Raw genomic sequence first — 11,641 nt, 5'->3', positions numbered from 1 at the left:
CTGCGACGGCCGTGCCATGCGGTCGACTCGCTGTTAGGCTCCCGCTGGCGGCAAATCGCCACCGGGCCGGGGAATCAGTGGTCTATCGCGCTGGAGGATTGATGACATCGCAGGCCGGAAATACCGACGTCAAATGGCGCCGCGCCATCGTTGGCGGGGTGATCGTCGCAGGTCTGATGTCCGGCTTCGGTGTCTCGACCGCGTACGCCCAGCCCGATTCGGGGCCGTCTGACACCCGCGCACCGGGCGAAAGCTGCACGGGCGACGACTGCAAGAAGCCGGTAGAGGGCGAGGCGCAGGCGGCGGGCGAAGAACAACCGACGATGACCGCCGATCAGGCGCTGATGATCATTCACAACGAGTACAACATGGGTGACGGCGGCGGCCAGCTGTCGAAACTGATCGACGACGTGATGAACATGCGCGCTCAAGGGTTCAAGCCGTCCAACGCGAACAAGTTGGCGATCCAAGACGCGCTGGAGTACCGACCTAACCAGACGCCGCTCGTCGAGGCATTGAAAGCAACGCTCGCCTATCAGCGCAAGCTACAGGCGCAGCAGCAAATAATGGCTCAGCAACAGGGGCCGGTCGCCGGACCCGTGCCGGTCCTCCCGGGCTCGTCCGTGCAAGCGCCGGCCGGACCCGGCACCATGACCATCCCGCTGGGCTGACGCGCGGCTGTGCTCGACGAAAAACTTCTGAACATCCTCGTCTGCCCCGAGGACCGCGGCCCGCTACTCCTGGTGGGCGACGAATTCCTGTACAACCCGCGGTTGCGGCGTGCGTATCGCATCGAGGACGGCGTTCCCGTCCTGCTGATCGACGAAGCCGTCACCATCACCGATGACGCCGAACACAATCGGCTGCTGGAGCGGTCAGGCGAATCCGGGTAGCTCCCCGGTGAGGTAGCGCTGCAGGTTCGGCCCAATGGTCTCGGCGATCTGCTCGACCGGCAGCGTTTTGAACGGATCCAACTCCAGGATGTAGCGCGCCATCACCACGCCGACCAGTTGCGATGCGACGAATTGCACGCGGATGATCCCGCTTCCGGGCGGATCATCTACGCGGGAGCCGACTTCCCTGGCGACAACTTCCTGCAGAAACGATCGAAACAGCGAGATGTCATTGCCGGCCAGAATCGATCTCAAAGTGGCGATGAACCCCTTACCCAACTCGGAGTCCCACAGCGGCAGCAGAAGTCGTGGCAGCGTGTGGCCGATCTCCTCGACGGGTATCTGCTTCAGCGGACCGATGATCTGCATCGGGTCGATGGGGATGTGAATCGCCGCGGCGAACAGCTCGGTCTTGGTGCCGTAGTAGTGATGCACTAGTGCGGGATCCACGTCCGCGTCGGCGGCAATTGCGCGGATCGATGTCTTGTCAATCCCGTTGCGGGCGAACAACTCCCGCGCACTGGCAAGAATCCGTTCGCGGGTGTCGGACGTTCCGGGCGGTCGCCCGGGACGCTTGCGTTCTGCGTTGGTGGTCAAAGCCTTTACGGTGTCCTTCGTCGTAACGTCGCCGCGGCCAGGCACAGCGCCACGACGGCGAAGCCGATGACGACGGCGATGTCGCGCACCGCGATAAAGGTCGGCTCGGCGTACGCGCCGACCTGTTGCAGCGCTTCCAGAGCGTAGCTGGCGGGCATCACGTTGCTGATCCATTGCAGCCAATCGGGCAGCACGTCGCGGGGCACGATGATGCCGCACAGCAGTAGCTGCGGAGCGATCACCAGCGGCATGAACTGCACCGCCTGAAACTCGGTGCGGGCGAACGCACTACACAACAGCCCCAGCCCGACCCCGAGAACCGCGTTGATGATCGCGATGGTGAACACCAGGATGGGGCTGCCCGCGGTATCGAGGCCGAGGAACCAGAACGACACGATGCAGGCGAGCGTCGCCTGCGCGGCGGCGGCGATCGAGAAGGCGGTGCCGTAAGCGGCCAGCAGGTCCAATCGGCGCAGGGGAGTCGTCAGGATCCGCTCCAGCGTGCCCGAAACGCGTTCGCGCTGCATGGTGATCGACGTGATCAGGAACATCACGATGAGCGGGAACACCCCCAGCATGATCAGGCAGGCATTGTTGAACGGCGACGGTGCACCGGGTGGATGCGGTGCGTTCTGGAACATGAAGTACATCAGCGTGATGACGAGGCTCGGGACGACGAGGATCATCGCCACGCTGCGGTGATCGGCGGCGAGCTGGCGCAGGATCCGCGTGGTGGTGGCCAGGTAGGCCTGCGGGCTCAGCCGGCTGGGACTCTTCAGGCTGCGGTGCTGTGCCGGATGACGGACAGGAACGCTTCCTCCAGTGACTGGCATCCTGTGTCCTCTCGTAGCTTCGTGGGTGTCGTGTGTGCGAGGAGGTGGCCTTCGCGCATGAGCAGCAAGTCGCCGCAGTGATCGGCTTCGTCCATGACGTGACTGGACACCAGCAGCGTCGTGCCGTGCGCGGCGAGTCGCTGGAACTGTTCCCACAGGTCGACCCGCAGCACGGGGTCAAGGCCGACGGTGGGTTCGTCGAGCACCAGCAGATCGGGGTGCGACACCAGTGCGCAGGCGAGTGAGGCGCGAGTGCGCTGACCACCGGACAGATTGCCGCACAACGCAGTTCGATGATCGTCGAGCCCGACGGTGGCGATCGCCTCGTCAACGTTGGCGGTGTCGACGCCCGTCAATGCGGCGAAGTACCGGACGTTGTCGATGACTCTGAGGTCGTCGTAGATCGTCGGATCCTGGGTGACGTATCCGACCCGGTGCCGCAGCTCGGCCGATCCGGCCGGGTGGCCAAGCACCGTCACGGTGCCCTGTTCGATGATCTGCGTGCCGACCACGCTGCGCATCAGCGTGGTCTTGCCGCATCCGGACGGACCGAGCAGTCCGGTGATGGTGCCGCGCGCGATCCGGACCGTGATGTCCTCCAACGCAACGCGCTTACCCCTGATGACCCGCAGGTTTTCGACGTCGATCGCGGCGTCGGCAGCTCCGTCAGGTAATTCACCGTCCGATGAACTCATCATGTGGTGAATAATGCTCCCCGCCGATGGTGGTGTCAAGGATGGCGGGCAGAATCGCAGCGGTGAGCGTGCGCCGGCTGTCCGTGGACCCGCTGACCGCTGCGCGACGCCTACTCGGAGCGACGCTGGTCGGCCGCGGCGTGAGCGCGATGATCGTGGAGGTCGAGGCCTACGGCGGCCCCGCAGACGGACCATGGCCAGACGCGGCTTCGCATTCGTATCGCGGCATGGGAGGGCGCAACACCGTCATGTTCGGTCCGGCCGGGCGGCTCTACACCTACCGCAGCCACGGCATACATGTCTGCGCGAACGTCGTGTGCGCCACCGACCAGGTGGCGGGTGCGGTGCTGCTGCGGGCCACTGCGATCGAATCCGGCGCCGACGTCGCGCAAGGCCGCCGCGGCGAAGCGGTCCGCCCCGCGGCACTCGCTCGCGGCCCCGGCAATTTGTGCTCGGCGTTGGGAATCACGATGGAAGACAACGGGATTGACTTGTTCGACGCGAAGAGCCCGATCCAACTGGTGTTGGGGGAGAAGCGCGACGGAGTCGCCGGCCCGCGTGTCGGTGTCAGCAAGGCGGCCGATCGCCCGTGGCGATTGTGGCTGGCCGGACGTCCCGAGGTGTCGCTATATCGCCGCAGCCCACGGGCACCGGCTCCCGGCGAAAGCGACTAGTGCGAGAAGATCGGTGCTGTGACTTCTACGGGCGCATCCATCCTCGATGAGCTGGAGTGGCGCGAGCTGATCGCGCAGTCCACCGACCGGGACGCACTCGCGGCGGCGTTGGCTGCGGGTCCCGTCACCGTCTACTCCGGATTCGATCCGACGGCGCCGAGCCTGCATGCCGGGCACCTCATACCGCTCCTGACGCTGACCCGCTTCCAGCGGGCCGGACATCGTCCGATCGTGCTGGCGGGCGGCGCCACCGGCATGATCGGCGATCCGCGCGACGTCGGCGAGCGCACGCTCAACAACGCCGACACCGTCGCCGAGTGGGCCGACCGGATACGCGGCCAGCTCGAGCGCTTCGTCGAGTTCGATGATTCGCCCACCGGCGCCGTGGTGGAGAACAACCTCACCTGGACCGCCCAAATGCCCACCATCGAATTCCTGCGCGATGTCGGAAAACATTTCTCCGTCAACGTGATGCTCGACCGTGACACGGTGCGACGACGACTCGACGGTGACGGCATCTCGTACACCGAGTTCAGCTACATGCTCTTGCAAGCCAACGATTACGTGGAGTTGCACCAGCGGTACGGCTGCGGACTGCAGATCGGCGGGTCCGATCAGTGGGGGAACATCATCGCCGGAGTCCGGCTGGTCCGCCAGAAGACGGGGGCGACGGTGCACGCGCTGACCACCCCGCTGGTGACGGACTCCGAAGGCCAGAAGTTCGGTAAGTCGACCGGAGGTGGCAGCCTTTGGCTCGAACCGGAGATGACCAGCCCGTACGCCTGGTACCAGTACTTCGTGAACACCGCGGACGCGGACGTCGTCCGCTACCTGCGATGGTTCACGTTCCTGTCGCCCGAAGAGTTGGCGGAGCTGGAGGAGGCAACCGCCGAACGGCCGCATGAACGTGCGGGTCAGCGCCGATTGGCCCGAGAGCTCACCAACCTGGTCCATGGGGAGGCGGCCACTGCGTCGGTCGAGCACGCCAGCCAGGCCCTGTTCGGACGGGGCGAACTCGCGCAGCTCGACGAGTCGACGTTGGCCGCGGCCCTGCGCGAGGCATCGGTCGCCGAGCTGGCGCCGGGCGGACCCGACGCGATCACCGACCTGCTGGTGGCCAGCGGTCTGTCGGCGAGCAAGGGGGCCGCCCGCCGCACCATCGGCGAGGGCGGGGCCTACGTCAACAACGTCCGTATCGAGAGCGAAGAGTGGGTGCCGCAGCCGTCGGACTTCCTGCACGGCCGCTGGTTGGTGCTGCGACGGGGCAAGCGGAATATTGCCGGCGTTCAACGCGTTGGCTAGTTCGTCGGGCGATAGCGGCCCGACCAAGATTGGTGTCGTCACTCGGGAACAAACTCCGCGGGTGGCGCGTTGAACCCCATGAACAACGAGTCGACGCACTGATTGTGCGCTCGATGCGGCGGGATCGAAAGACACGCCCCATCAGCCCATTTGACTCAGAGTTATCCCTCACGTAACTTATCGGAGTCGCTGCGACACGGGCCAAAACCCGGCGAGCGCGGCGGCTCCCAGAGGGAAGCCTCAACTTCGGTTGGGTTCCTGATTGTCCGCATACGAGCCCGCGGCTTTTGCCGCGGGTTGGTTGCGCGGTCGAGCGGGTGTGTTGTTTGAGAACTCAATAGTGTGTTTGGTGGTTTTTGTTTGTTGTTGTTTTTTGGTCTGCCTCTTTTTCCCGTTTAGGGGTGGGCTGTTTTTTTTGATGCCAGTTTTTGGTGTCTTGATGGTGTCAGGCTTGTTCTGATTCGAATTCCACCTGGCCTTTTTGTGGTTGGGTTGTTTTTGTTTGGAGAGTTTGATTCTGGCTCAGGACGAACGCTGGCGGCGTGCTTAACACATGCAAGTCGAACGGAAAGGCCCTTTCGGGGGTACTCGAGTGGCGAACGGGTGAGTAACACGTGGGTGATCTGCCCTGCACTTTGGGATAAGCCTGGGAAACTGGGTCTAATACCGGATAGGACTACGCGATGCATGTCGTGTGGTGGAAAGCTTTTGCGGTGTGGGATGGGCCCGCGGCCTATCAGCTTGTTGGTGGGGTGATGGCCTACCAAGGCGACGACGGGTAGCCGGCCTGAGAGGGTGACCGGCCACACTGGGACTGAGATACGGCCCAGACTCCTACGGGAGGCAGCAGTGGGGAATATTGCACAATGGGCGCAAGCCTGATGCAGCGACGCCGCGTGAGGGATGACGGCCTTCGGGTTGTAAACCTCTTTCAGCTCCGACGAAGCGCAAGTGACGGTAGGGGTAGAAGAAGGACCGGCCAACTACGTGCCAGCAGCCGCGGTAATACGTAGGGTCCGAGCGTTGTCCGGAATTACTGGGCGTAAAGAGCTCGTAGGTGGTTTGTCGCGTTGTTCGTGAAAACTCACAGCTCAACTGTGGGCGTGCGGGCGATACGGGCAGACTTGAGTACTGCAGGGGAGACTGGAATTCCTGGTGTAGCGGTGGAATGCGCAGATATCAGGAGGAACACCGGTGGCGAAGGCGGGTCTCTGGGCAGTAACTGACGCTGAGGAGCGAAAGCGTGGGGAGCGAACAGGATTAGATACCCTGGTAGTCCACGCCGTAAACGGTGGGTACTAGGTGTGGGTTTCCTTCCTTGGGATCCGTGCCGTAGCTAACGCATTAAGTACCCCGCCTGGGGAGTACGGCCGCAAGGCTAAAACTCAAAGAAATTGACGGGGGCCCGCACAAGCGGCGGAGCATGTGGATTAATTCGATGCAACGCGAAGAACCTTACCTGGGTTTGACATGCACAGGACGTGCCTAGAGATAGGTATTCCCTTGTGGCCTGTGTGCAGGTGGTGCATGGCTGTCGTCAGCTCGTGTCGTGAGATGTTGGGTTAAGTCCCGCAACGAGCGCAACCCTTGTCTCATGTTGCCAGCACGTTATGGTGGGGACTCGTGAGAGACTGCCGGGGTCAACTCGGAGGAAGGTGGGGATGACGTCAAGTCATCATGCCCCTTATGTCCAGGGCTTCACACATGCTACAATGGCCGGTACAAAGGGCTGCGATGCCGTGAGGTGGAGCGAATCCTTTCAAAGCCGGTCTCAGTTCGGATCGGGGTCTGCAACTCGACCCCGTGAAGTCGGAGTCGCTAGTAATCGCAGATCAGCAACGCTGCGGTGAATACGTTCCCGGGCCTTGTACACACCGCCCGTCACGTCATGAAAGTCGGTAACACCCGAAGCCGGTGGCCTAACCCCTTGTGGGAGGGAGCCGTCGAAGGTGGGATCGGCGATTGGGACGAAGTCGTAACAAGGTAGCCGTACCGGAAGGTGCGGCTGGATCACCTCCTTTCTAAGGAGCACCACGAGACCTGTGACCCGCCCACATCGTGTGGGGTTCGGAGATCCAGGCGATTCTGTGGATGGCTTTCACCTGTAGTGGGTGAGGGTCTGGTGCACGACAAACGTGTTGTGGCTCAAGGGAAATTGAGTCATGCGGGAAATCATCGGACACACTATTGGGCTTTGAGGCAACAAGCCCGCTATCTCTTCGTCCCGAGTGTGGGAAACCGGGGATAGGGATTGGTTGTCGCCCTGCTTTGGTGGTGGGGTGTGGTGTTTGATTTGTGGATAGTGGTTGCGAGCATCTCGCATGTGAGGGCGCCGGCTCCTTCGGGGGTTGGTGTTTTTGTGTGCGTGATAATGCAATTTTTGATTCTTCCGAGAATTTTTAACTGTTTTGTGTTGTAAGTGTTTAAGGGCGCATGGTGGATGCCTTGGCACTGGGAGCCGATGAAGGACGTGGGAGGCTGCGTTATGCCTCGGGGAGCTGTCAACCGAGCGTTGATCCGAGGATGTCCGAATGGGGAAACCCGGCACGAGTGATGTCGTGTCACCCGTTACTGAATACATAGGTAACGGGGGGGAACGCGGGGAAGTGAAACATCTCAGTACCCGTAGGAAGAGAAAACAAGTGTGATTCCGTGAGTAGTGGCGAGCGAAAGCGGAGGATGGCTAAACCGTGTGCATGTGATACCCGGCGGGGGTTGTGTGTGCGGTGTTGTGGGGCGTTTCTTCTCTGGTCCGCCGGCCAGGGCGAAAGTGATAAACCATTGGGTTAGGTGAAGTGGTCTGGGATGGCCTGTCGTAGAGGGTGAGAGCCCCGTAACCGAAAACTTGATGGCTTTCGTGGAACTGTCCCCGAGTAGCAGCGGGCCCGTGGAATCTGCTGTGAATCTGCCGGGACCACCCGGTAAGCCTGAATACTTCCCAGTGACCGATAGCGGATTAGTACCGTGAGGGAATGGTGAAAAGTACCCGGGAGGAGTGAAAGAGTACCTGAAACCGTGTGCCTACAATCCGTCAGAGCCCTCGCTTTATGTGTGGGGTGATGGCGTGCCTTTTGAAGAATGAGCCTGCGAGTCAGGGACATGTCGCGAGGTTAACCCGGGTGGGGTAGCCGCAGCGAAAGCGAGTCTGAATAGGGCGTATCCAATCCGTAGGGGTTGGTGTAGTGGTGTGTTCTGGACCCGAAGCGGAGTGATCTACCCATGGCCAGGGTGAAGCAGCAGTAAGATGTTGTGGAGGCCCGAACCCACTTAGGTTGAAGACTGAGGGGATGAGTTGTGGGTAGGGGTGAAAGGCCAATCAAACTCCGTGATAGCTGGTTCTCCCCGAAATGCATTTAGGTGCAGCGTTACACGTTTCTTGTTGGAGGTAGAGCTACTGGATGGCCGATGGGCCCTACTAGGTTACTGACGTCAGCCAAACTCCGAATGCCGACAAGTCAAAGAGTGTGGCAGTGAGACGGCGGGGGATAAGCTCCGTGCGTCGAGAGGGAAACAGCCCAGATCGCCGGCTAAGGCCCCTAAGCGTGTGCTAAGTGGAAAAGGATGTGCAGTCGCGAAGACAACCAGGAGGTTGGCTTAGAAGCAGCCACCCTTGAAAGAGTGCGTAATAGCTCACTGGTCAAGTGATTGTGCGCCGATAATGTAGCGGGGCTCAAGCACACCGCCGAAGCCGCGGCAACGACCACCCCTTTGGGGTGACGTTGGGTAGGGGAGCGTCCTGCATCCGGTGAAGCCACAGAGTGATCTGGTGGTGGAGGGTGTGGGAGTGAGAATGCAGGCATGAGTAGCGATAAGGCAAGTGAGAACCTTGCCCGCCGAAAGACCAAGGGTTCCTGGGCCAGGCCAGTCCGCCCAGGGTGAGTCGGGACCTAAGGCGAGGCCGACAGGCGTAGTCGATGGACAACGGGTTGATATTCCCGTACCCGTGTATAAGCGTCCCTGATGAATCCACTCTGCTAACCACCCAAATGGTGGTCCACCGGCGACCTTCGGGTCAATGGGGTCTACCGGCTGCGTGGGACCCGGGTGGGTAGTAGTCAAGCGATGGGGTGACGCAGGAAGGCAGCCGTACCAGTCAGTGGTAATACTGGGGCAAACCCGTAGGGGGACATCTAGGCAAATCCGGATGTCGTATTCCCTGAGAGGTGATGCATAGCCGAGTGAGGCGAATTCGGTGATCCTATGCTGTCGAGAAAAGCCTCTAGCGAGCGTATACACGGCCCGTACCCCAAACCAACACAGGTGGTCAGGTAGAGAATACCAAGGCGTACGAGTGAACTATGGTTAAGGAACTCGGCAAAATGCCCCCGTAACTTCGGGAGAAGGGGGACCGGAACACCGTCAAGGCCTTCGCGGCCGGCAGCGGGATCCGGTGGCACAAACCAGTGAGAAGCGACTGTTTACTAAAACACAGGTCCGTGCGAAGTCGCAAGACGATGTATACGGACTGACGCCTGCCCGGTGCTGGAAGGTTAAGAGGACCCGTTAACCCGCAAGGGTGAAGCGGAGAATTTAAGCCCCAGTAAACGGCGGTGGTAACTATAACCATCCTAAGGTAGCGAAATTCCTTGTCGGGTAAGTTCCGACCTGCACGAATGGCGTAACGACTTCTCAGCTGTCTCAACCATAGACTCGGCGAAATTGCATTACGAGTAAAGATGCTCGTTACGCGCGGCAGGACGAAAAGACCCCGGACCTTCACTACAACTTGGTATTGGTGCTCGATACGGTTTGTGTAGGATAGGTGGGAGACTGTGAAACACGCACGCCAGTGTGTGTGGAGTCGTTGTTGAAATACCACTCTGATCGTATTGGGCCTCTAACCTCGAACCGTATATCCGGTTCAGGGACAGTGCCTGGTGGGTAGTTTAACTGGGGCGGTTGCCTCCTAAAATGTAACGGAGGCGCCCAAAGGTTCCCTCAACCTGGACGGCAATCAGGTGTTGAGTGTAAGTGCACAAGGGAGCTTGACTGCGAGACCTACACGTCAAGCAGGGACGAAAGTCGGGACTAGTGATCCGGCACCCCCGAGTGGAAGGGGTGTCGCTCAACGGATAAAAGGTACCCCGGGGATAACAGGCTGATCTTCCCCAAGAGTCCATATCGACGGGATGGTTTGGCACCTCGATGTCGGCTCGTCGCATCCTGGGGCTGGAGCAGGTCCCAAGGGTTGGGCTGTTCGCCCATTAAAGCGGCACGCGAGCTGGGTTTAGAACGTCGTGAGACAGTTCGGTCTCTATCCGCCGCGCGCGTCAGAAGCTTGAGGAAACCTGTCCCTAGTACGAGAGGACCGGGACGGACGAACCTCTGGTCCACCAGTTGTCCCACCAGGGGCACCGCTGGATAGCCACGTTCGGACAGGATAACCGCTGAAAGCATCTAAGCGGGAAACCCCCTCCAAGACCAGGCTTCTCACCCATTAAGTGGGATAAGGCCCCCCGCAGACCACGGGATCAATAGACCAGACCTACACGCACAGCAATGTGTTCAGGGAACTGGCACTAACCGGCCGAAAACTTACACACAAACTCGCAACCACACATCCACGCGCATCAAACCACTGCGCCCCACCACCAAATAACACCCCCCCACCCACGCGTGGGGCACTTTGACAAGTGAATAAAGTTACGGCGGTCAATAGCGGCAGGGAAACGCCCGGACCCATCCCGAACCCGGAAGCTAAGCCTGCCAGCGCCGATGATACTACCCAACCCGGGTGGAAAAGTAGGACACCGCCGAACACAAATTAGGATCACCCCCCACAATTGCGTGGGGGGTGATTCTATTTGCGACAATTGATTTCGAATTCTCAATAGTCGCGTGATCGGGTAGAAAGGCATACGTGGCTCACGACGGAAACGGCGACAACCGCGGGCGCGGCCCTCGGCCTTCGCCGCCGCGCTCATCGGGTCCCAACCGGGCCCGCCGCGTCCAACCGCGGTCCCAGGCGCGCGAGACGCCGCGAGACGACGGCCCGCCCATTCCCGCCGACATCGAAGCCAAACAGCTGGCACCCGAAATCCGCGGCGAACTAACCACTTTGGATAAGAGCACCGCCGATACGGTCGCGCGACATCTCATCGCCGCCGGCCTGCTGCTCGACGAGGATCCCGAAACCGCACTGGCGCACGCACGCGCGGCACGCGCCCGCTCCGGTCGCATCGCCGCGGTTCGCGAAGCCGTCGGAATCGCGGCCTACCAATGTGGCGACTGGGCCCAGGCGCTGGCTGAACTGCGCGCGGCCCGCCGTATGGGCAGCAAGTCGGCCCTGCTCCCGCTCATCGCCGACTGTGAGCGCGGTGTCGGACGTCCAGAGAAGGCCATCGAACTGGCCCGCAGCCCAGAAGCCGCGGAACTCACCGGTGACGACGCCGATGAGATGCGCATCGTCGCCGCCGGCGCCCGTTCGGACCTTGGTCAACATGAACAGGCGATCGCCATCCTGTCTGCGCCGCAGCTGGATCGGACGCGAACCGGTCAGACCGCCGCGCGGCTCTTCTACGTGTACGCCGAGACGCTGCTGGCGCTCGGTCGAAACGAGGAAGCGCTGCAATGGTTCATCAGCGCGGCGGCCGCGGACATCGAGGGACTGACCGACGCCGAGGACCGGATCACGGAGCTGAGCTGAC

The 11,641-nt window shown here is 61.3% G+C and carries 8 protein-coding genes and 3 rRNA genes; 8 read left to right on the top strand and 3 right to left on the bottom strand.

Translation table 11 applies throughout. The annotated features are described in order from the left end of the window. Positions 1-101: 101 nt before the first annotated feature. Together G6N42_RS09360 and G6N42_RS09355 are read left to right on the top strand one after the other, a co-directional pair. Positions 102-671, top strand: coding sequence for a hypothetical protein (locus G6N42_RS09360; protein WP_163728882.1), 570 nt, complete (start codon positions 102-104; stop codon positions 669-671). Between the two features lie 9 nt (positions 672-680). After that, positions 681-893, top strand: coding sequence for a Trm112 family protein (locus G6N42_RS09355; protein WP_163728879.1), 213 nt, complete (start codon positions 681-683; stop codon positions 891-893). Here G6N42_RS09355 and G6N42_RS09350 read toward each other — a convergent pair. From G6N42_RS09350 to G6N42_RS09340, 3 genes are read right to left on the bottom strand one after another with little or no spacing between them, the layout of a single operon-like run. Further along, positions 876-1,490, bottom strand: coding sequence for a TetR/AcrR family transcriptional regulator (locus G6N42_RS09350; protein WP_163728876.1), 615 nt, complete (start codon positions 1,488-1,490; stop codon positions 876-878). The two genes, G6N42_RS09355 and G6N42_RS09350, sit on opposite strands and share 18 nt — an antisense overlap. Positions 1,491-1,495: 5 nt before the next feature. Next, positions 1,496-2,323, bottom strand: coding sequence for an ABC transporter permease (locus tag G6N42_RS09345; RefSeq protein ID WP_232076112.1), 828 nt, complete (start codon positions 2,321-2,323; stop codon positions 1,496-1,498). Then, entirely contained in the window at positions 2,266-3,021 is a 756-nt protein-coding gene (locus G6N42_RS09340; RefSeq protein ID WP_163728874.1) for an ABC transporter ATP-binding protein, read from the bottom strand. The genes G6N42_RS09345 and G6N42_RS09340 overlap by 58 nt, the downstream gene beginning before the upstream one ends. A gap of 38 nt (positions 3,022-3,059) precedes the next feature. Between G6N42_RS09340 and G6N42_RS09335 the strand changes: the two genes are divergently transcribed. The 6 genes from G6N42_RS09335 to G6N42_RS09310 all read left to right on the top strand — a co-directional run bounded on the left by G6N42_RS09335 (position 3,060) and on the right by G6N42_RS09310 (position 11,640). Further along, positions 3,060-3,692 (top strand): DNA-3-methyladenine glycosylase, encoded by a 633-nt coding sequence (locus G6N42_RS09335; protein ID WP_163728871.1) that lies wholly within the window; start codon positions 3,060-3,062, stop codon positions 3,690-3,692. An 18-nt stretch (positions 3,693-3,710) separates the two neighbouring features. After that, on the top strand, positions 3,711-4,994 hold the full coding sequence (gene tyrS / locus G6N42_RS09330) for a tyrosine--tRNA ligase (RefSeq protein ID WP_163728868.1): 1,284 nt from the start codon (positions 3,711-3,713) through the stop codon (positions 4,992-4,994). Between the two features lie 499 nt (positions 4,995-5,493). Continuing rightward, positions 5,494-7,015 (top strand): 16S ribosomal RNA (locus G6N42_RS09325). A 392-nt stretch (positions 7,016-7,407) separates the two neighbouring features. Beyond that, positions 7,408-10,537 (top strand): 23S ribosomal RNA (locus tag G6N42_RS09320). A gap of 101 nt (positions 10,538-10,638) precedes the next feature. Continuing rightward, positions 10,639-10,753: ribosomal RNA gene (rrf, locus tag G6N42_RS09315) — 5S ribosomal RNA — on the top strand. The 16S, 23S and 5S rRNA genes sit together here, the layout of an rRNA operon. Positions 10,754-10,854: 101 nt before the next feature. Further along, positions 10,855-11,640 (top strand): tetratricopeptide repeat protein, encoded by a 786-nt coding sequence (locus G6N42_RS09310; protein ID WP_163728864.1) that lies wholly within the window; start codon positions 10,855-10,857, stop codon positions 11,638-11,640. Position 11,641 lies beyond the last annotated feature (1 nt).

The sequence above is a fragment of the Mycobacterium gallinarum genome, assembly GCF_010726765.1.
Taxonomy (GTDB): domain Bacteria; phylum Actinomycetota; class Actinomycetes; order Mycobacteriales; family Mycobacteriaceae; genus Mycobacterium; species Mycobacterium gallinarum.
This window is presented reverse-complemented; position numbering and strand designations above follow the sequence as displayed.

Excerpts from the sequence above, each read along its gene's own strand:
- G6N42_RS09340 (WP_163728874.1), bottom strand. The coding sequence starts at position 3,021 with ATGATGAGTTCATCGGACGGTGAATTACCTGACGGAGCTGCCGACGCC.
- G6N42_RS09345 (WP_232076112.1), bottom strand. The coding sequence starts at position 2,323 with ATGCCAGTCACTGGAGGAAGCGTTCCTGTCCGTCATCCGGCACAGCAC.
- G6N42_RS09360 (WP_163728882.1), top strand. The coding sequence starts at position 102 with ATGACATCGCAGGCCGGAAATACCGACGTCAAATGGCGCCGCGCCATC.
- G6N42_RS09335 (WP_163728871.1), top strand. The coding sequence starts at position 3,060 with ATGGCGGGCAGAATCGCAGCGGTGAGCGTGCGCCGGCTGTCCGTGGAC.